Source organism: Streptococcus ictaluri 707-05, assembly GCF_000188015.2.
GTDB classification, from domain to species: Bacteria; Bacillota; Bacilli; order Lactobacillales; family Streptococcaceae; genus Streptococcus; species Streptococcus ictaluri.
In genome coordinates this window covers 42,146-61,829 of the sequence record NZ_AEUX02000007.1, presented here as the reverse complement: position 1 = coordinate 61,829, position 19,684 = coordinate 42,146, and the positions used below count along the sequence as shown (strand labels likewise).

The window sequence follows — 19,684 nt, the reverse complement described above, 5'->3', positions numbered from 1 at the left end:
TCTCCTATTATCTTTCTTTTAAGGCTTCTAAATCATTTTCTTTTAAGGCTTCTAAATCATTTTCTTTTAAGTTTTGATTAAGCTGAGCAGCCATGACTTCTTTTTCTTGACGAGACCAGTTGAAGTGTCTTGCCATTTCATCAATGACTGGTACTATCATTGCTTCAAGACTATCGCGCATAAAGAGCATGTGATTGGTTCGTCTCAAGAAGAAATCAGTCGGACTGAGAGTCATTTCATAATCCATAGCATAATGAAGAGATAAGGTCTCACTGAGACTCAGACCTTCTGCCGCCTTAATCTGACGTGTCAATGCAAAGACTTTTGGCGCGTTAGAGCCATACAAATTAGCTAGATAGCGAGCATCATCAATAGATAAACCATTCAAAGTACCTAATTGAGCATAAGCTTCAATTTCCGTATCCACATTAGCCGGATTGATCTCTCCTCCAGAAACAGGATAGGTTTTAGAATTGATTAACTTAAAGGATTTGCCAAATTCTTCTTTTAAGATCGTGATAATGGTTTCCATGGCACCCTGAGCCATTTTACGGTAGTCCGTTATTTTACCACCTGCCAAAGTTAACAAACCATTGTCATCTCTTTCAAAACTTGATCCACGAGATACTGCTGAGGGGTCTAAGGCTTTCTCAGAGGTGCTAGCTTCGACATGCTTGATAGCATCTTCCACGTCCTCACGTTTTTTATCATGATTGAGATAAGCCTGAACAGTTTCGACTAAGTGATCAAAACTGCTGTTGCTAAGTTTACCGCTATTTCCACCATTATAATCTGAAGCGCTGTTTCCTGATAAGAGTGGACGTAAGCCAGCCCAGCTACTTTCAATATCATCTATGGTCAGCTTTGCTTTTGGAAAACGTCTGCTAACAATTTCAAGCAAGTAATCCACATCTTCTTGGGTCACTTGTGGATGCTCTAAGTCACCATCATAGTCAGTATCTGTGGTCCCAAAATAAGTCTTTTCTTCACGAGGAAGGACAAAAACCATTCGTCCATCACCCAGTCCTGTATCAATATAAACGGGTTGAGAAACATTCAATTTGTGACGATCAACAACTAAGTGGACACCTTTTGTCGGACGTAATGCCTTGATTTGTTCTCCTTTATTAGAAAAGTTGCGAACTGTATCGCTCCAAGGTCCCGTGGTATTAATGACCAAATGCGCTTTAATGTGAATAAGCTCATCTGTTAGTAAATCTCTGGCAACAAGTCCCTCAATCTTACCATTCTCATCAAAAAGAAAATCTTCTGCTTTGACGTGACTAGCAATTAAGGCACCATCTCGGTTAGCTCGTTTGATGTTTTCGATAACTAATCTGGCATCATTATTTCGGAAGTCTAAGTAGACACCACCTCCAAGCAAGCCCTCTTCTTGCAAATCTGGTTGGCGTTTCAAGACCTCTTCTTTACTTAAAAGCTTGTTGGCAGCCGAGGTATTTGTAACACCTGCTAATAAGTCATACAAATCCATAGCTACTTTTAATCGAAACATGCTAAAGATGCTGCTTTCTTCATCATAGACTGGCAAAAGCATAGGATCTGGTTTTGGAATATGAGGCGCAATCTGTTGAACCACAGCACGCTCAGAAACCGTATCCGAAACCACCTCCACATCAAATTGTTTTAAATAGCGCAGACCCCCATGGACTAGTTTGGTTGAACGGCTTGACGTGCCTTGGGCAAAATCTTGCATTTCAATCAAACCGATGTCTAGACCACTAGCGGCAGCTTGAAGGGCAACTCCAGCCCCTGTAATCCCGCCACCAATGACTAACAAGTCTACGGTTCTTTCTTGCATTTTTTGGAGTGCTAAACGTCTTGTCTCTTTTGAAAATTCCATCTTTTCCTCCTCTTATTCTGCCTCTTGGGTAAAGACTTGAGTCGCTTTTACTGCACGCTTCCAGCCCTTGTATAATTTCTCTTTACGAGATTCGTTCATACTAGCTTTAAAGAGCTGACCAGTAGCATTCAATTCTTTAAGAGAGTCTAAATCTTGCCAATAACCTACTGCTAAACCTGCTAAGAAGGCTGCACCTAAAGCTGTGGTTTCTAAGTTCTTAGCACGCGCAATGTCTTTTCCTAGGATATCTGCTTGGAATTGCATCAAGAGGCTATTCATGGCAGCACCGCCATCCACGCGCAACTGTTGAATATCAATCCCAGAATCAATTTGCATGGTATCAATAACATCACGCACCTGATAAGCGATAGACTGCAAGGTCGCTTTAACAAAATCTTCCTTACTTGTCCCACGTGTCAATCCAAAGACAGAACCCCTAGCATCAGAATCCCAATAAGGAGCGCCCAAACCAGTGAAAGCTGGCACCACATAGATCTCATCATCACTTGTTGAAGCCAAAGCTAAGGCTTCAGACTCACTTGAAGACTCTATCATACGAAGACCATCTCGAAGCCACTGGATAGCACTTCCAGCAATGAAAATAGATCCTTCTAAAGCATAATAAACCTTACCGTTAATCCCATAGCCAATGGTTGTTAGAAGATTATTTTGAGATAACTGAACTTCTTCTCCTGTATTCATAATAATGAAAGAACCTGTGCCATAGGTATTTTTAACCATACCTGGCTCAAAAGCTAACTGTCCAAACAAGGCCGCTTGCTGGTCTCCAGCCATTCCTGAAATTGGCACTTCCCCACCATAAAAATGGAAGGCAGCTGTTTTGCCGTAGACTTCAGAGTTTGATTTAACCTCTGGAAGCATGGCCTTTGGAATATTTAAGAGCTCTAAAATCTCATCATCCCACGTTAAGTCTTTAATGTTATAGAGCATGGTACGAGCCGCATTGGAATAATCAGTCACATGGACTGCCCCATCTGTTAGTTTCCATACTAACCAGGTATCAATTGTTCCAAAGAGCAACTCCCCTTTTTCGGCTCTTTCTTGGGCACCAGGGATATGATCTAAAATCCATCTAATTTTTGTGGCTGAAAAATAAGCGTCAATAACAAGACCAGTTTTTTGATGAAAGAGCTCTGTATGTCCTTCGTGTTTCAAACGCTCAGCAATAGGGGCTGTTTGACGTGATTGCCACACAATAGCATTATAAATAGGCATACCTGTTTTTTTATCCCAAACCACTGTGGTCTCACGTTGATTGGTAATCCCGATTGCTTCAATTTGGCTTGGCTTGATGCTAGACTCAATAAAAGCACCTGCAATAACAGACTGAACTGAATTCCAAATTTGATTGGCATTGTGCTCTACCCAACCTGCTTGAGGGAATATCTGGGGAAATTCTTTTTGACTACTACTGATTTGCTCTCCCTTTTTATTAAAGATAATCGCACGAGAACTCGTTGTCCCCTGATCAATTGCCATGATGTACTTTTCTTCTGTCATGCCTATTCCTCCTAAAAGTAAGCGTTTTCTTTTTATGTTTCTATTATAACCAAAAAAATTGAAAAAGTATTATCATAAATTTTAGACTTGACTAAATTTCCTGATAAGATAACCATAAAAACTAAAAAACGGGGGAAATCCCCCGTTTCTTCTAGTCATTAATTGGTTCAGATGATTTTTCAAGAATATCACCTGAAGTGGCATCAATGGTATAACTGTATTCTTTATCTTCGTGATCAAATTCCACATCATAGACCATCATGCCATCGTCATTATCCTGTTTGATGTTAAGCATTTTGGCATCTGCTTCAGCTACAGAAGCATCTTTCAAAGCAATCGATCTTGCTTCTTCTTCTGAAACTTTAGCTTTTTTAGTTTTGTCCATTTGAACATTTGATTGTTTCTGAGTAGTGACTTAATCATCTTTATCCATGTCACATGCCCCTAAACTTAGTAAAGAGAGGCTTGCTATGGCGAACATTGAGAGTTTTTTTAGTGTCATACTTACTATCTTCTTTCTTTAATTTCTTCTATTATAACTTAAAAATTAAATTTTTTCTAATATTTGAATTGCCCTCCCCTTTGACACATCTCTACCTATAATTTTAAAAGCTCTATTTTTCTAGAGATATGCATTAGAAAATAGAACTAACTCTAAAAGGGCTTGTCTTGTGAACAAGAAAAAAGCCTCACTCGGAGGCTCTTAAGAATCATGACTTTGGATCGTCTAACGAACGTCCATGCAATCCTTTTTCTCTTTGAATTTGTTTTAGTTTCTCAGGAGTTAAGTCATTTCCGGCTTCATCCACTATCTTGATACCCTCAATATGATGTCTAACCGAACGACGATAACCTTCAATATACTCTTCACGCAGTTTAGCTTGTTCAACCTTTTCTGGTCCTGTCAGCCCAACTGTTTTTTTCTTTTTTGCTAGCTCGTTGATACGAGCAATTTTTTTAGGATCCATACACCACAGTCTAAAGTTAGGTCAGCATTTAAGAAAAGGCTAAATCAAATCACTTCAGCTTTTCTTCTATTGCTATTTTCCCTAACTCTTCCTTTCTAAAAGTTACAAATCAAGCAGAGACTTCTCTCATTTGTTATTTGGTATTTAATTGGTTAAATGCTGCTAAGTGGTTGGCTTTAGAAACCAATTTCGCTAAGATAGCTAATCGATTTTCTTTGAGCGCTTGGTCTTCAACCATGACCATGGTATTGTCAAAGAAGTTGTTAATAACAGAACTTAGCTCAAAAACTTGCTCAAACTTTTGAGCGGCTGAGCCATTTAAGTTTAAAGTTTCAGCTACTTGTGCCAAGGCTTTTTCTTCATCATTCTCAAACAAGGCAGAATTGACGTCAACAGAAGGATTTGCTTTTTCAGCCAAATTAAAGGCACGTGATAAGGATTCTACCGCTTCTTTATAACCAGCTTCTTGACTAGCCTTAAGAAGAGCTTGAGCCATTTCAAGCATCTCAGGAACCACACGATTCGATCCAGCTAAGACAGCTTGACGAATGTCTTTTGGAATACCGTTGCCCATCATCTTGTCTATACGCGCATCAATAAAGGTCATAACATCTGCTTTGTTAGCATAATTTAAACTCTCAAAATCCAATTGGTAAAGGCGGTCGATCAACTCATTCATGGCAATCTTCCATCCGAAGGCTTCCAAAATACGAACAATCCCTTGGGTTGCACGACGAAGGGCATAAGGGTCATTTGAACCACTTGGAATCAAACCAACCGAGAAGAAGGACAAGAGGGTGTCTAACTTATCGGCAAGAGCAAGAAGAGCACCAACTTTTGTTTCTGGAAGAGCTCCTTCTGCAGCATTTGGAAGGTAATGCTCACGAATAGCGATCGCTACAGCAGCCTCTTCACCAGCTAAGAGAGCATACTTTTCACCCATAATCCCTTGCAATTCATCAAATTCACCCACCATACCAGTTAAGAGGTCAAACTTATAAAGTTGGGCAGCACGATCAAGGGCACTTTTTTCTGCTTCTGATAAACCAGCTTGATCAGCCAAGTCATTAGCGATAACTCTACTACGGTCCATATGCTCAGAAAGTGATCCAATTTTTTCATGGAAAGTGACTTGAGATAGTTTAGCCACTAAATCAGCAATCTCTAATTTTTGGTCTTCACGCCAGAAGAATTCACCATCTTCCAAACGAGCCACCAAGACTTTCTCATTTCCTTTGACCACGTTATCAATATGTTCTGCATTTCCGTTACGTACAGAAATAAAGTTTGGCATCAGGTTGCCTGCTTGATCACGCACGACAAAGTAACGTTGATGGTTTTTCATAGAGGTTACTAAGACTTCTTCTGGAACATCAAGGTATTTGTCCTCAAAACTTCCCATGAAGGCTGTTGGGTATTCTACCAGATTCAAAACTTCGTTAAGAAGATCTGCATCAATACCCACTTGAACCTTTTTCTCTGCTTCGATTGCCTTAATTTGCTCAACAATCATGTCTTGACGTTCTTTAGCATCAGCGATGACAAACTGTTCACGCAAATCAGCCTCATAAGAGTCCGCACTAGCAATCTCTGTTTCTTGACCTAAGAAGCGATGGCCTCGACTGATACGACCCGAATGAATGTCAAGAAAGTCCATTTCTAGGGCCTGGTCATCAAGCAATACGGTTAAGGTATGAACCGGACGGATGTACTCAAAAGCATTGTTTGCCCAGTGCATGCTAACTGGGAAAGTCAAGCTAGCTAAAAGTGTCGGAATCCCTTCTAAGACAGCTTCAGTTTCCTGTCCTTCTTCATGTTTTGTCACATAGACATATTCTTCACCTTTGATGTTACGGAATTCAATATCATCAAGAGTTAGGCCTTTACCACGCACAAACCCTTGTGCCGCTTTTGAGAAGTTGCCTTGCGCATCCAAAGCAATCTTTTTAGCTGGACCTTTAAAATCTTCCGTCAAATCTGTCTGTTTGTCTGCCAAACCTGTCACACGAACGGCCAATCGGCGAGGTGTCGAGAAGGTCTGGATTGCCTCAAATGTCAAACGATTGTCTGTCAAAAAGGCAGCCATTTTTTCGCCTAGTTGTTTCTCACTTGAAGTGACTACATAAGCTGGTAATTCTTCAAGACCAAGTTCTACAAGTAATTGTCTAACCATTATTCTGCATCCTCCTTAAGTAGTTCTGCACGAGTAGCTTCATCCAAAAGCGGGAAACCAAGTTTGCGACGTTCTGCCACGAAAGTTTTAGCCACCACACGCGCCAAATTGCGGATACGAGCGATGTAACCTGCTCTCTCTGTTACAGAAACGGCACCACGGGCATCCAACAGGTTGAAGGTATGAGAACATTTCAAAACATAGTCATAAGCTGGATGAACCAAGCCTTCTTCTAAAGCACGACCTGCTTCTTTTTCGAATTTCTCGAAGTTTTCAAGTAGCATATCTTGGTTAGAAATTTCAAAAGAATATTTTGAATGCTCATATTCTGGCTGAAGGAAAATCTCACCATATTTGACACCTGGTGCCCATTCGATATCATAAACTGAATCCACTTCTTGGATGTAAGAAGCCAAACGCTCTAAACCATATGTCACTTCTGCTGTGACAGGTCCTGTTTGCAAACCTCCCACTTGCTGGAAATAGGTGAACTGTGTGATTTCCATACCGTCTAACCAAACTTCCCAACCAAGTCCTGCAGAACCTGTTGACGGGTTTTCCCAGTTATCTTCCACAAAACGAATGTCATGTTCCAAAGGATTAATCCCTAATTTTTCCAAAGACTCTAGATAAAGTTCTTGAATATTGCTTGGAGATGGTTTCATCACCACTTGAAACTGGTGGTGTTGGTAGAGACGATTAGGGTTTTCCCCGTATCGGCCATCAGCTGGACGACGTGATGGCTCCACATAAGCGGCATTCCAAGGTTCTGGTCCGATAGCACGAAGGAAGGTATAAGGACTCATGGTTCCAGCTCCTTTTTCGTTGTCATAAGCCTGCATCAACATGCAACCTTGGTCATTCCAGTATTGTTGTAAAGTCAGGATAATTTCCTGGAAAGTTAATTTTGTACTCATGATGACCCTTCTTTCTTTCTGATGATTTTTGACAGCAAAAGGACTCCCTAAAGAGTAGGTGCCCTGCTAAGAAAACAGAAAAAACCGCTTTCTCAACTCCCATGCCTAAAAAGACACAGGGGCGTCAAAACGCGGTTCCACCCTATTTTATGACTTCGTTCATTTATGACTGTTCTCAAGGAACAAACATGATTTAAGATGACAGCTACTAAAACCATCACCTGAAAGTGCCACAAGCATCTCCATCATTCGGCTCACACCTTCCCGAACTCGCTTAAGATAAAAAGGATACTCTCTTCTTTCTTAGTCCTTATTTTAGCACAAAATCAGAGACTTGTCTAATCTTCTTGCTAGCTTTCACCGTGCTTAGAGCTTGCTTGCTTATGATTTGGAATAATAACTTCAGCTAATAATTTGTTCTCTTCTCTGATTCGTAAGTAAATGACTAAGAGGTAACAAGGGAAAAGAAGCATAGCTGTGATTTGAGCATGACAGAGCAAGACAATACCTAATAGCTCCGGAGCGATATTTAAATAATAGTTAGGGTGCTTGAAGCGTCTAAAGAGCCAGTGATCCACATAAGGATGCTCCTTAGCTAGCATTAACTTAACTGTCCAGAGATCACCTAAGATACGTGTCACTTCAAACAAGACAATGACTGAAACAATCATTAACAGTAAGCCCAGAAAACTCAGCCAATCAAAAGTAATCTGCTTCAAATAAGCTTCAGCTAAAGCAAAAACATAAATCATGATATGCAGTAAGGTTAAAAATTGTGTGTTTTGAACACCAAATTCTTGGCCTCCCTTAGCTAAAATCGCTTTTTCATTTGCCATCGATTTTTTTAAGAAAACTAATCGGATAGCAAACATCGCTATCATGATGATTAAAATACTCACTAGAACTTTCCCTCTCACGTCATCTCTTTTTTTCTTTCACGAAACACTCATAAAAATTATAACCAAGTTATAATTACTTGTCAATTAACTCTAAAAAAGATTTGACGAGGGCATCAAATCTTTTTAAATTAGTAAGCTAATAGCAGAGTTAAGTTTAAAAGTGACTCTGTTGTCAATTCAAGACTTAAGGCTAAAATTCTTTTGTATCTGGATCAGGTATTTCAGACATGCCAGGTAACGTCTTAATCGTTTCGGCATCTTCAGGACTCAAGTTAATATCAAAGAAATCCATGTTTTCTTTGATGCGCTTAGCATTAACTGATTTTGGCAGTGGAATAAAACCTTCATGAGCTGACCAAGCTAGTGCCAATTGAGCCACCGTTTTACCATACTTCTCAGCTAAGGCAATCATTGTCTCATTACCAAAGATTTCGCCTTGACCTAGTGGGCTCCATGCTTCAAGAAGGATCCATGCTTCAAGAAGGATATGACGCTCACGACAGTAATCAATCACTTTTTTTTGGTAACAACCCGGCGCCAACCGAATTTGATTGATAGCTGGCACGATGGTTGCTGTTTTAGCCAGTGCTTCAAGGTGATGAACTAAGAAATTGCTGACACCAATGGTGCGAATCAAACCTTGCTCGACAGCTTCTTCCATATAACGCCAAGCCTCAGCATTTCCTTCTTCCCAACGATCACGAATAGCAGCAGGATTTGGCCAATGAATCAGCTAAAGATCCACATAATCCATCTGCAATCTTTCCAGTGACGCTGCTAAAGCTGCTTTGGCACCCTCATAACTATGACCTGTGTTCCATAGTTTTGTGGTAATAAAGAGCTCTTCACGTGGAATGCCACTATCTCTGATGGCACGACCAATACTTTCTTCATTTTTATATATTCTAGCCGTATCGATATGACGGTAACCTGCTTTTAAAGCTGCGAGGGTAGATTGGTAAGCCTCTTCCCCGTCTTGAGCATTATAAGTTCCAAAACCTAATGCAGGGATTGTCAAACCGTTATTCATTGTAAGATTTTTGATCATTTCTTTCCTCCTTTGATAGGTAATTTTATTGTAACACAAACGCTTTCAAAAATAAAAAAATTGACCAAGTCTAGCTTAGTCAATTTAGTGTGAAGAAAAAGTTTCTATAGGCTACTCTCTTAGCTGCTATCGGACAGCTTAAACAGTCACTCTTCTGGCTGTTTCAGAAAACCAAAGAATCCTATACCTAACTGTCTAAAATGTTGCTAATAAAGGGATTTTAGACATCTTAAAGTATCTCCTTATTCTCTTGGTCTTGGGACATTGGCTTTATCTACAGTTTGAATTTTTCGTGTCATTTGATTAGATAGAATAGACCTTTTGACCATCCAAGAAGGTAGCTACCAATTCTAAGTTATCATCTAAGACAATAAAATCTGCTGCATGACCTGGCTTAATCTGACCACACTGGTCTTCAATCCCCACAGATTTAGCGGGCACATAAGAGCACATGTGAATGGCTTGCGCTGGTGTCGCTAGCCCCCATTCCACCACATTTTTAAGACCATCTTTTAGCTTCAAAATAGAGCCTGCTAAGTTACCGCTGTCTTTTAAGCGGGCTGTTCCATTTTCAACAATAACAGGAAATTCACCTAAAAGGTATTCGCCATCTGCAGAGCCTCCGGCACGCATACAGTCTGTAATCATGGCCACATGGTCATAGCCCTTTTGTTGCATCAAAATATCACAGGCCACTGGTGAAACATGATGGCCATCACAAATCAATTCTGCAAAGGTTCCTGGTAGGTTATAAACAGCACCCACCATTCCAGGTTCACGGTGAGTTAAGCCGCGCATGCCATTGTAAGCATGCACCCAAACGCTTGCTCCAGCTTCCACTGCTTTCTTAGCTTCTGCGTAAGTCCCATTAGAATGGCCTAAAGCTACGGTTACTCCTTCTTTGGTAACTGCTGAGACAAATTCTTGTACCCCTTGACGTTCTGGTGCTAAGGCAATCTTTTTAATCAACCTATTAGCAGCTTTTTGCCAAGCTTCAAACTCATCCAAACGAGGATTTTTCATATAACTAGGGTTTTGAGCCCCTTTGTACTCTTCGGTGAAATAAGGTCCCTCAAAGTAAATCCCTTGTATTTTAGCACCTTTTACCTGATCAGCAACTGAAGCAATGGTCGCTGATACTTTTCCCAACTGCTCAAAGGTAGAAGTTAAGGTCGTTGGTAAAAAAGACGTTACTCCTGTTGCTAATAGTCCTTCACTCATTTGATGAATGCCTTGGGCAGAATTATCCATGACATCTGCTCCAGCATAACCATGAATGTGAGTATCAACAAGGCCAGGTGCAATCTGATAGCCAGAATAATCTAAGACCTCTGCTCCTTGTGCCACACTAGACGTCCATTCTCCAAATTGGCCCTCGTTTATCTCGAGATAGCCTTTTGGTTTTACATCATCTGGGTAATAAAAACAATCTGCTTTAATATAGGTTGTCATTTTTGGTCCTCCCTTTTCTCCTATTATACTCCTGTCAAAAGACTTTGTAAATGGTATATACCATTACAGCAACTAAAAAGAAAAACTTGAATACAATTTCAAGTTTTTCACGTTTTTACAATTGATTTGAAAGTACTTTCTCAGCCAAATTTAAGGCATGATCCGTAATGCGAGTGTAATGAGAAATAATATCAATGTAGTTAATCCCAGCCTGAGCTGTACACTCGCCTCTATTTAGACGTTCGATATGAGTCTTACGCAATTGGCGTTCCTTTTGCTCAATAGCCTTATGACGACTGACAATAGATTGAGCTAACTCTTTATCACTATCTACAATGGCTCTAATAGCGTCTAATGTGAGGCAGTGGGTAAGACGGTACATTTCCGTCAATTCCTCAAGAGCTGCATCTGAAAAGCCAATTTGTTTGGCATTAATACCATCAATCAGGCCCGCTAAAGATTCCGAATGATCTCCAATTCTCTCTAAATCTCGAGAAGAATCTAAAATACCAGCTAAAAGTTCATTCTCACTTGGGCTAAGAGCCTCATTAGAAATATCCACCAAATAAGTTGTTAGTTCGACATCAATGGTATTAACATCCTTTTCATACAATCTAACCTTCTCACCATATTTATCTTCTGCTGTCATAATGTAGCTAAATGAGGCTTCAAAAGCTTGAATAGCATAAGAGGCTAGATGCACTAATTCTTTATGAGCATTTCCTAGAGCAATAGATGGTGCTTGGGTAATCAATAATCTATCAAGATAAAGGGCTTCATATTTAACCACTTCATCTTCTCCTGGAATCATCTTTGTTACTATAGCTGCTAAAAGTCCAATAAAGGGAATCAGTAAAATGGTGTTAGTAATGTTAAAGGAGCCATGAGAAAAGGCAATAGTCATTTCTGGAGTTAGCTTCAGAGCTGATTGCAGCCATAGCATCATGGAGGTGAAAGGAAGCAAAAGCACCATAAAAATAACTGTCCCAATCACATTAAAAAAGACATGAGCCGCTGCGACACGTTTTGCCGCAATGTTGGAACCAATTGCTGCTAAAACAGCGGTAATACAAGTCCCAATATTGGAACCGAGCAAAATCGGAATAGCCCCTTGAAGGGTCAAAAGTCCTCCTGAAAAAAGGCCCTGCAAGATTCCAATAATGGCAGCTGATGACTGGATTAACATGGTCAAAGCTGTTCCAATGAAAACACCTTGAAAAGGTTTATCTCCAAGTGTCGCCAAGTAATTTTGGAATCCCGAAACAGATTTCAGAGGATCCATAGCATCCCCCATAAGATTAAGAGAAAAGAAAATCCCACCAACACCAAAGATGACGCGTCCAAAGTTATTTAGTTTTTTATTGGAAGTAAAAAAGAGACAGGCTGCTCCAATAAAAATCATAGGAAGAGCATAATCACCTAATTTAAACCCAATTAAAAACGAAGTCACTGTGGTTCCAATATTAGCCCCCATGACAATCCCAATTGCTTGGCGTAAATTCAATAAGCCTGCAGAGACTAAGCCGACAGTGATGACCGTCACACCTGAACTTGATTGAATTAAGGCTGACATGGCAATTCCAACCAGTATGCCAAAAAAAGGATTGCTGGTGTACTTATCGATATAGTAGCGTAGCTTATCTCCTGCTACTTGTTGCAAGCCATCTCCCATATATTTGATACTGAAAAGAAAAAGACCTAAGCCTCCTAAAAAGTGAAATGCAATGTCTTGCCAATCTACTGACACCATACTGTCCTCGCTCAATAATTTATTCTACTCTATTTTAATGCATTCCTTTACTTATCACAAGGCTTTTTTAATGATTAACAATCGCCTAAAAAGAAAATACAAAAAGTTACACAGCTCAGCTTCATCTTTTATTTTTGTGCCATTAAAGGTATAATAGGATTATGACACTAAAAAGAACTAAGGGAGCGATTATGGAAAAATCAAAAAAAGAAACCCTATTTCTGCTTTTGAGTATTCTCACCTTAACATTGGCTGGTGGGGTTTACCTCATTTTTGGAAATGCTCCAAAACTATCCACAGTTGCTGCCAATCCTTCTCAGCTAGCCAAACAGCTAACCAAGATTCAAGCCTTACTGGATCAAGCTGACATAGATCCCAATCCTGACCTACTTCTAAAAATTCAAAATGCGATTAATAGCTTGAAAAAATCTGAAGACAAAGAGCCACTGCAGGCTCGCTTAGATGCTATCAAGGCAAATCTTAATCAGGAGCAAGTGGCACTAACCGCCATTGAATTAGCTGAAGCAACACTCAATCAAGACCTCAAAGATCAAGCTCAAAAAGCCATTAATGCGGTCAGTCGAGAAGCCCAAAAAGCTGCTATGCAAGCCAGATTAGATGCTGTCATCGTTCAAGTACCAGTTTCAGAAAACAAGAGCTCATCTCAAAACCACGAAGGTAGTCTACCTATTGAAGATAGCTATGATAAAACACCATCTAGACCTATCCCAGAACCTTCTAGTCCTCAGCCACAGCCTCAACCACCTGTTGACAATCCTGATAGGACACCTATTCCAGAACCTAGTCAACCTATCCCTGAAACACCTGACTCTAGCAGCCCACAACCGCCTGCTTCAAAACCCTCTCTACCAGACAAACTGTTTGATGAAGACTTTTAGTCAAAAGAACTGATGAAGCCTAGCTCATCAGTTCTTTTTATTAGTATTCGTAATAACTACTGGACTTTGTAACCCATTAAAATACCTTCAGCTTCAGCATAAAAACTACACAAACCTGAGGTTAAATAGTCCTGAATGTCGGCTTCTGGATATAAAGTTTTTAACTTTTCAGAAATTTGCTGACAAATTTTAGGATTATTAGCGTGTGCAATGACCACTCTACCACCCTTATAACCAGCATTTTGCATTTCTTCAATCACAGCCGAAACTGCTTTTTTCTGACCACGAGCTTTTTGTAACAATTCCAAAGTTCCTTCATGACTAGCTTGACCAACCATGCGAATATTTAACAAGCCCACCACTTTACCTACTAGTTTATTAAGGCGGCCATTTTTAACCAAATTATCAACTTTGGCCAAGACAAAAAGTAAGCGAGTCTTAGCTTGGTAAGCTGTGATCTTTTCAACCACTTCTTCAAAAGACAAGCCTAAATTAATCAAACGCTCTAGTTCAAGAACGATTAAATCCATCTCTCCCCCTGCCGATAAAGAATCAATCAAGTGAATCTTAACATTTGGATTTTCTTCTTGTAACTCATTTTTAGCTAATCTTGCACTATTGTGACTGCCAGACAAAGCTCCTGTAATGGTAATGGCAATTACCTGATCAGCACCTTTAAAAGCTTGTAAAAAGGCATCTGGACTAGGGCAACTTGATGTCGCTGCTTTTGACGATTGATACATGGTAGCCATCATATCATCGACATTCAAGCCATCATCATCTCTAAAAATTTCCGTTCCAATTTGCAAGGTTAAGGGTACTCGTTCAAAACGCAAGTTAGGTGATTGACTCTCTAAAGTCTTGATATCACACCCTGAGTCCGTAACTATTTTCCAAGTCATGCTATCCCTCTTTTCTATCTGTAATTTGTTTCTAGTTGACAAAGCATCTATTTTCTCATAAAATTATATCATTGTCTGTATTGCTTTTGCTAGTCATAATCATCAGACGTAACACTTGAAAGGTATTTGTGATGACGGATAGACCGATTTCAAAAAAATCACTCCAAAATTTAAGGCAATTCAATCAGGAATCCAGGCAATTGAGTCATGAGTCTATGGAGATTGCTCTAGTTACTTTGTTAGAACATAAAACCTTGGGGCAAATCACGATTTCGGAATTGGTAAGCAAAGCTGGCGTCTCTCGAAACGCTTTTTATCGCAATTATCGCTCCAAAGAAGCCATTCTTGAACATCTCTTGACCTCTGTCATTAGACGGATTTTCCGAGGGTTAAAAGCCTTTGATTTAAAAACACAAGCTTATCAAGCCTGGCTTTATCTCTTCAACGAAGCTAAAAAAGAAGCTAAACTCTTGAAAATTATCTTCAAGCATCATATGCAACAATTATTAACCCAAATTGTGACCAAACGCCTAAAGGGCTATCAACGCTGGAAAGATAAAAAACAATCCCACTATAAACGCCTTTTCTGGAGTAACGCCATCGTATCAGTTTTATCCAATTGGATTTCAGATGATATGGTCGTGCCTGCCGAAGAGATGGCAGCTATGGGGCTTCCTTTATTGCCTTAAACCCTTAAAATCCTTCCCAAATTTGGGAAGGATTTTTTGATTTCTAAAATAAGATAGCTTAAGTTGACTGGGTCATGGCAAATTGATAAATAGCATGGGCAACGCCAGCTTGATTGTTAGTCAAACTAACCTTATCAGCTAATACTTTTATAGTTTCTTCAGCATTTCCCATGGCCACTCCTAAACCAGCATATTGTAACATTTCAATATCATTAGGAGCATCTCCAATAGCCATCACCTCTTGTGGACTTATAGACAAATCATTAGCTAAGGCTTTTAAAGCATAGGCTTTTGTCACACCTTTTGGCATGATTTCAAGAATAGTTTCTTGGCTTCTCACTACACTATAGGACTGAGCCAACTGGTCTCTTGCTAAAAGTTCAAAACGATCTAGAGCCTCTTTTTCTCCCATATACATGGCTTGGAAAATAACCTGTCCACTTTGCTCTAATTGTCGCAAATCAGTTGCCTTAACCCTTGTAAAGACTAAATCGCCATCAGCTTGGACCAATTCAGGGACAGTTTCCTCTAGAACTAAATAATCTTTTTCTCCTGTCAAGGTCAAATAAACGTCTGGAAAGGGCTGGCTTAAAGCTTCCAAGCTTGCCACATCTGACAAGTCTAGTGTCTTGGCGTGTCGCAATTCCCAGTTTGGGCTATTGTAGGTGCTACAGCCATTGTTTAGAATTAAAAATTCTTCTTTCGTTAAACCTAATTGGTCAAAATAAGGTTTTGTTCCAGAGCTAGGTCTTCCTGTACAAAGTACAATTTTAAGTCCTGCTTCCGTTGCTTTTTGAATAGCTACAATATTTTCTTTAGGTATTTGCTTTTGGTCATTAAGCAAGGTACCATCTAGGTCAATTGCAATCAATCGAATCATCTTTATTAGTCTTCCTTCCATTTGATCTTAGGGAGATGCCATTGACGTCGGTTGCCAATCATTCGCATGGTGGTTAAAAAAACAACTAAAGCATAGCACTCAATGTTTGTTGCCACTACTCGGAAATAGAGCAAAATTCCAGCTAGAATAGACCAACCCGCATAGATTTCACTTCTTAAGACACTTGGCTTGCGACCTGCCAGGATATCTCGAACCACACCACCTCCAGCTCCTGTTAAGACAGCAGCTACAATCACGGCACTTAGAGGTTGATTTAAGCGAACAGCATGCAAGGCTCCTTGAACACTAAAAGCAGCTAACCCTATCGCATCAGTTAAGACAGCAGCTCTAACCCATCCCTTTGCGATGAGTCTAGGAAATAGCATAATCAAGACCATAGCTATAAAAGCACAGGCAAATTCTGGTTTTTGCCCCCATAAGGCTTCAATGGGAAGTCCAATTAAAGTATTACGTATGGCGCCACCACCAAAAGCAGTGACAAAACCCAAAATAAAGATGCCTAAGATATCAAACTCTTCTTCCATAGCTACAATAGCACCAGAAAGAGCAAAAGCAATGGTCCCAATGATGTTTAAGATTTCCCACATATCAATTGTCATAAGTCACCTAGTGTCTGTTAGTCTCTTTCTAGTTTACCATGTTTTCAGTAAAAAGATAAGAAAAAACACAGTGATAAAGCTGTTATCAAGCTATTCCTGTGTTTTTGTCTCTTTATTGCGCAAGCTTATCAAGTCATTTTCTCTGTCCAAGGACTGGCCGTTTGGGCAAGGACTTGATTGAGTTGCTCTATATTTTGTAATCCCTCTTGGCGTAACCACTGACGAGCTGCTTCTTCTCCTTCTGAGATATAGACTGGTACAGAACCTGCCCAAGTAGCCCGACCACAAAGAACACCGTTAAAGCGTGCCCCAGAAGCCGCCGCAAAGCTAAGAGTTTCTTGGAAGCTTTTAGCTGATACTCCTGCACTTAGGTAAATATATGGCAGATGACTAGCTGCTTCTTGCTCTTTAAAGGCTTGGGCTGCCTCTTCTTGGCTAAATAACTCTTGCTCTGTCGCAAAGCCTTCCACATAATCCATATTAACAGGGACTTCTACTTTTAAGACATCCACTCCAAAACGTTAATCAGAGAACAGACGCATGGCTTGGTTTACCTTGTGTGCCTTTACTAGGGCATACTCAGGACTCTTGTTGTCCTTAATCTTTTCATCATAACTTAAAATTTCAAGGAAGAAAGGCAGGTCTTCTGCCACACATTCGGATCCAATGCGTTCGATGTAAGCCTGTTTTTGGTGATTAACCTGAGCATCTCCGTCCACATCATAATAAATTAAAAATTTAACAGCTTGTGCCCCAGCTTCTTTCAGACGCTTAACTGACCACTCCACCAAACAATCTGGTAAGCGACTAGTAGTTGTGGTGTCATAGCCAGTTTTTTCATAGGACAAAAGAAGACCACAAGTAGCATCACGACGCTCAATAGCTGGTAGACCATATTCAGGGTCTAGTAAGATGGCTGAAGCATATGGGGTCAATTCTTCTGAAACCATAACCTTGAGCGCCTGAACCTGCTCGAGACTTGGCTCTTGTTCTTGATGAGCTGCCATCATACGTTTCAGAGCTCCGCGTTGGTCAAAGGCCAAGGCGGAGATAATGCCATCATGACTAAGGTGTTCTAGATAGGCTTTTTTGCTTTCGCTTAGTGTCATTTTATACCTCTTCTACTTGAATGTGATTAATCAGTTGTGTGTAATTGGCCATATTGACATGACCTGTTCTAGGCTCTTGAGCATTAAGAATGCCTAAGGCATTAGCCTTTTTTAGTAGTGTCTTGTCATCATCTTCTTGAGCTAAGCCCCAAGCTAATCCAGCTACCGTGGCATCTCCTGATCCGACAGGGTTTACCACACTGATTGACGGAATGCTAACTCGGTAATAGTGATTATGGTGTTTAGCAAAAGGCCCCTTAGATCCCAGAGAGACCACTACCCACTCAAGACCCTCAAAGTAAGAATGGCTCAGTGCTCTTTTTAATGATTGATTATCCAAACCAACAGATAAGCCAAGCAAACCTTCTAATTCTTCTAAGTTAGGTTTGATGAGTGTTGACTTTTCCTTTCCTTCTAACACCGCTCTCAAAGCAGGGCCTGAACAGTCCACTAAAACTTGAGGATGATAAGGTCTAATCAGCTCCAAAAGACGTTGATAATAGTTTTGATCTAATCCTTTTGGCAAACTTCCCGAAATAGTCACTACAGAGATATCCTTCATTAATGCTTCTAAATGGCTTAGAAAATTTTCTCCTTCTTCTTGACTGACGCTTGGACCTGCCTCTAAAATCTCCGTTTGCATGCCTTGATGTAAAATAGCAATACAGTTACGAGTTTCTTCTTTAATCTGATAAAAACAATTGCTAATACCCTCTTCCTTCAATCGATCAAGTAAGAAAGCTCCTAAATGACCACCAATCAGTCCAGTAGCTGTAAGAGATTGACCAGCTTGTGCTAAGACGCGGCTGACATTTAGTCCTTTTCCTCTGGCTGTTTTTTCTACCCGATTAAGGCGATTGACTTTATCCAGCTGAAAGTCATCAAGGGGATAAGCAATATCAATCGAAGGATTCAAGGTGATGGTTAAAATCATAAATCCTCCTAATCGTGATATTCCCCACGATCCCATTTCTCTAAAAATTCATCAAAAAAGTGTGGGTCTTCTTGATTGGCATGATGGGTCTCTAAATGAGCTATTTTAGCAATTAAGGCTTTATTACTTGGACTTTCTTTGTACTCGGCTTTAATAAAAGCCTCAATAATATCACACATGAGCAGCTCTCCAGTGATTTTACCGCCAAAACCAATGACATTGGCATTTAATTCCTCTTTGGCATAGAGAGCTGTCGTCATATCACGGACTAAGGCTGAGCGAATACCTGGAACTTTATTAACGGCATTATTAATACCAACACCTGTGCCACAGATACAAACTCCCAGATCAGCTTGCCCACTAGCTACGGCTTCACCCACTTTCTTACCAAAAATAGGGTGGTGGGTACGGGTATGGTCGTAGGTTCCAAAATCAAGGACTTGGTAACCTTTTGATTTTAAAAAATCAGAAACAGCCATTTTTTCATTAGTGACAATATGGTCACATCCAATCGCGATTTTCATTTTCTCTTCTCCTTTACCTAAGCCATTTTGTTGAGCATGCCTACTCGAATTTGGTGACGGCCACCATCATAATGCCCCGTCACAAATCCTTTAGCAATATTCTTAGCCAATTCCTGTCCGACTATTTCAGAGCCCATGGTAATCATACGCGCATTGTTATGGCCTCTTGTCATATAGGCAGATCGCTCATCGGATACTTGATATGCCACCATACCTTTGATTTTAGTAGCTACCATAAAGGGACCTGCGCCATAAGCATCAATCATTATCCCCAAATGATCAGGAGCTTCATTAACTGCTTTAGCAACCGCCAAGGTATTATCAACAAAATCTCTGTCTTTGTCTGTTACATCTGTAACCAAGTACCCTTCTGATTGAAGAAAAGCCTTGATAATTTCTTTTAATGGATAACCTTTTGCATCTGCACCTAAAATAATTGGCATGAGTTACCTTCTTTCTGTTTGCCACCAATCAGTTTGCTAATAACAAGACTGAGAAGAAAAGCGCTCAGGATTTTTTGAGCGCTTCTATGGTGGAA

Annotated in this window: 17 protein-coding genes and 2 pseudogenes; 2 read left to right on the top strand and 17 right to left on the bottom strand. The window is 40.1% G+C overall.

Going from position 1 to position 19,684, the window contains the following annotated elements:
- Nucleotides 1-7 precede the first annotated feature (7 nt).
- The 10 genes and pseudogenes from glpO to STRIC_RS07960 all read right to left on the bottom strand — a co-directional run bounded on the left by glpO (nucleotide 8) and on the right by STRIC_RS07960 (nucleotide 12,586).
- Nucleotides 8-1,861: a type 1 glycerol-3-phosphate oxidase gene (gene glpO / locus STRIC_RS08005; protein WP_008090436.1), complete on the bottom strand. Its 1,854-nt coding sequence runs from the start codon at nucleotides 1,859-1,861 to the stop codon at nucleotides 8-10.
- Nucleotides 1,862-1,873: 12 nt separating this feature from the next.
- Nucleotides 1,874-3,382 carry a glycerol kinase GlpK gene (gene glpK / locus STRIC_RS08000; protein WP_008090081.1) on the bottom strand — a complete coding sequence of 503 codons (1,509 nt, stop codon included), beginning with the start codon at nucleotides 3,380-3,382 and terminating at the stop codon, nucleotides 1,874-1,876.
- A gap of 151 nt (nucleotides 3,383-3,533) precedes the next feature.
- Nucleotides 3,534-3,767 carry a PepSY domain-containing protein gene (locus tag STRIC_RS07995; RefSeq protein WP_008090161.1) on the bottom strand — a complete coding sequence of 78 codons (234 nt, stop codon included), beginning with the start codon at nucleotides 3,765-3,767 and terminating at the stop codon, nucleotides 3,534-3,536.
- A 325-nt stretch (nucleotides 3,768-4,092) separates the two neighbouring features.
- Entirely contained in the window at nucleotides 4,093-4,350 is a 258-nt protein-coding gene (locus STRIC_RS07990; protein WP_008089901.1) for a DUF896 family protein, read from the bottom strand.
- Between the two features lie 133 nt (nucleotides 4,351-4,483).
- Nucleotides 4,484-6,523, bottom strand: a complete 2,040-nt coding sequence (glyS, locus tag STRIC_RS07985) for a glycine--tRNA ligase subunit beta (RefSeq protein WP_008089621.1) — start codon at nucleotides 6,521-6,523, stop codon at nucleotides 4,484-4,486.
- Nucleotides 6,523-7,440 (bottom strand): glycine--tRNA ligase subunit alpha, encoded by a 918-nt coding sequence (gene glyQ / locus STRIC_RS07980; protein ID WP_008090347.1) that lies wholly within the window; start codon nucleotides 7,438-7,440, stop codon nucleotides 6,523-6,525. The genes glyS and glyQ overlap by 1 nt, the downstream gene beginning before the upstream one ends.
- Before the next feature lie 350 nt (nucleotides 7,441-7,790).
- Nucleotides 7,791-8,321, bottom strand: a complete 531-nt coding sequence (locus tag STRIC_RS07975) for an isoprenylcysteine carboxyl methyltransferase family protein (protein ID WP_040832401.1) — start codon at nucleotides 8,319-8,321, stop codon at nucleotides 7,791-7,793.
- A gap of 208 nt (nucleotides 8,322-8,529) precedes the next feature.
- Nucleotides 8,530-9,387: pseudogene (locus STRIC_RS07970) on the bottom strand (aldo/keto reductase).
- Between the two features lie 303 nt (nucleotides 9,388-9,690).
- On the bottom strand, nucleotides 9,691-10,839 hold the full coding sequence (gene nagA, locus STRIC_RS07965; RefSeq protein WP_008090110.1) for an N-acetylglucosamine-6-phosphate deacetylase: 1,149 nt from the start codon (nucleotides 10,837-10,839) through the stop codon (nucleotides 9,691-9,693).
- 115 nt (nucleotides 10,840-10,954) lie between these two features.
- Nucleotides 10,955-12,586 carry a Na/Pi cotransporter family protein gene (locus STRIC_RS07960; RefSeq protein WP_040832399.1) on the bottom strand — a complete coding sequence of 544 codons (1,632 nt, stop codon included), beginning with the start codon at nucleotides 12,584-12,586 and terminating at the stop codon, nucleotides 10,955-10,957.
- Nucleotides 12,587-12,780: 194 nt separating this feature from the next.
- Between STRIC_RS07960 and STRIC_RS07955 the strand changes: the two genes are divergently transcribed.
- Nucleotides 12,781-13,488: a hypothetical protein gene (locus STRIC_RS07955; RefSeq protein WP_008089791.1), complete on the top strand. Its 708-nt coding sequence runs from the start codon at nucleotides 12,781-12,783 to the stop codon at nucleotides 13,486-13,488.
- A 56-nt stretch (nucleotides 13,489-13,544) separates the two neighbouring features.
- Here the strand turns inward: STRIC_RS07955 and STRIC_RS07950 are convergent, their stop codons facing one another.
- The gene (locus tag STRIC_RS07950) at nucleotides 13,545-14,390 is read right to left on the bottom strand and encodes a DegV family protein (RefSeq protein ID WP_008090311.1); all 846 of its coding nucleotides are present in this window, start codon (nucleotides 14,388-14,390) and stop codon (nucleotides 13,545-13,547) included.
- Between the two features lie 131 nt (nucleotides 14,391-14,521).
- Between STRIC_RS07950 and STRIC_RS07945 the strand changes: the two genes are divergently transcribed.
- Nucleotides 14,522-15,079, top strand: a complete 558-nt coding sequence (locus tag STRIC_RS07945) for a TetR/AcrR family transcriptional regulator (protein WP_008089613.1) — start codon at nucleotides 14,522-14,524, stop codon at nucleotides 15,077-15,079.
- A gap of 58 nt (nucleotides 15,080-15,137) precedes the next feature.
- Here STRIC_RS07945 and STRIC_RS07940 read toward each other — a convergent pair whose 3' ends face one another.
- The 6 genes and pseudogenes from STRIC_RS07940 to lacA form a co-directional block, all read right to left on the bottom strand.
- Complete coding sequence (locus tag STRIC_RS07940) at nucleotides 15,138-15,959, bottom strand: Cof-type HAD-IIB family hydrolase (RefSeq protein WP_008089785.1); 822 nt, start codon at nucleotides 15,957-15,959, stop codon at nucleotides 15,138-15,140.
- 5 nt (nucleotides 15,960-15,964) lie between these two features.
- Entirely contained in the window at nucleotides 15,965-16,579 is a 615-nt protein-coding gene (locus STRIC_RS07935; protein WP_008090178.1) for a trimeric intracellular cation channel family protein, read from the bottom strand.
- A 128-nt stretch (nucleotides 16,580-16,707) separates the two neighbouring features.
- Nucleotides 16,708-17,688, bottom strand: a pseudogene (gene lacD, locus STRIC_RS07930) (tagatose-bisphosphate aldolase).
- A gap of 1 nt (nucleotide 17,689) precedes the next feature.
- Nucleotides 17,690-18,622, bottom strand: coding sequence for a tagatose-6-phosphate kinase (gene lacC, locus STRIC_RS07925; protein ID WP_008090429.1), 933 nt, complete (start codon nucleotides 18,620-18,622; stop codon nucleotides 17,690-17,692).
- Nucleotides 18,623-18,630: 8 nt separating this feature from the next.
- Nucleotides 18,631-19,146 (bottom strand): galactose-6-phosphate isomerase subunit LacB, encoded by a 516-nt coding sequence (gene lacB / locus STRIC_RS07920; RefSeq protein WP_008089996.1) that lies wholly within the window; start codon nucleotides 19,144-19,146, stop codon nucleotides 18,631-18,633.
- Nucleotides 19,147-19,163: 17 nt separating this feature from the next.
- Complete coding sequence (gene lacA, locus STRIC_RS07915) at nucleotides 19,164-19,589, bottom strand: galactose-6-phosphate isomerase subunit LacA (protein ID WP_008089932.1); 426 nt, start codon at nucleotides 19,587-19,589, stop codon at nucleotides 19,164-19,166.
- Between the last annotated feature and the right edge of the window lie 95 nt (nucleotides 19,590-19,684).

Coding starts and splice junctions, on each gene's coding strand:
- STRIC_RS07945 (WP_008089613.1), top strand. CDS start 14,522: ATGACGGATAGACCGATTTCAAAAAAATCACTCCAAAATTTAAGGCAA.
- STRIC_RS07935 (WP_008090178.1), bottom strand. CDS start 16,579: ATGACAATTGATATGTGGGAAATCTTAAACATCATTGGGACCATTGCT.
- nagA (WP_008090110.1), bottom strand. CDS start 10,839: ATGACAACCTATATTAAAGCAGATTGTTTTTATTACCCAGATGATGTA.
- STRIC_RS07955 (WP_008089791.1), top strand. CDS start 12,781: ATGGAAAAATCAAAAAAAGAAACCCTATTTCTGCTTTTGAGTATTCTC.
- glpO (WP_008090436.1), bottom strand. CDS start 1,861: ATGGAATTTTCAAAAGAGACAAGACGTTTAGCACTCCAAAAAATGCAA.
- glpK (WP_008090081.1), bottom strand. CDS start 3,382: ATGACAGAAGAAAAGTACATCATGGCAATTGATCAGGGGACAACGAGT.
- glyS (WP_008089621.1), bottom strand. CDS start 6,523: ATGGTTAGACAATTACTTGTAGAACTTGGTCTTGAAGAATTACCAGCT.
- STRIC_RS07990 (WP_008089901.1), bottom strand. CDS start 4,350: ATGGATCCTAAAAAAATTGCTCGTATCAACGAGCTAGCAAAAAAGAAA.
- STRIC_RS07975 (WP_040832401.1), bottom strand. CDS start 8,321: ATGATAGCGATGTTTGCTATCCGATTAGTTTTCTTAAAAAAATCGATG.
- STRIC_RS07995 (WP_008090161.1), bottom strand. CDS start 3,767: ATGGACAAAACTAAAAAAGCTAAAGTTTCAGAAGAAGAAGCAAGATCG.
- lacB (WP_008089996.1), bottom strand. CDS start 19,146: ATGAAAATCGCGATTGGATGTGACCATATTGTCACTAATGAAAAAATG.
- STRIC_RS07950 (WP_008090311.1), bottom strand. CDS start 14,390: ATGACTTGGAAAATAGTTACGGACTCAGGGTGTGATATCAAGACTTTA.
- STRIC_RS07940 (WP_008089785.1), bottom strand. CDS start 15,959: ATGATTCGATTGATTGCAATTGACCTAGATGGTACCTTGCTTAATGAC.
- glyQ (WP_008090347.1), bottom strand. CDS start 7,440: ATGAGTACAAAATTAACTTTCCAGGAAATTATCCTGACTTTACAACAA.
- lacC (WP_008090429.1), bottom strand. CDS start 18,622: ATGATTTTAACCATCACCTTGAATCCTTCGATTGATATTGCTTATCCC.
- lacA (WP_008089932.1), bottom strand. CDS start 19,589: ATGCCAATTATTTTAGGTGCAGATGCAAAAGGTTATCCATTAAAAGAA.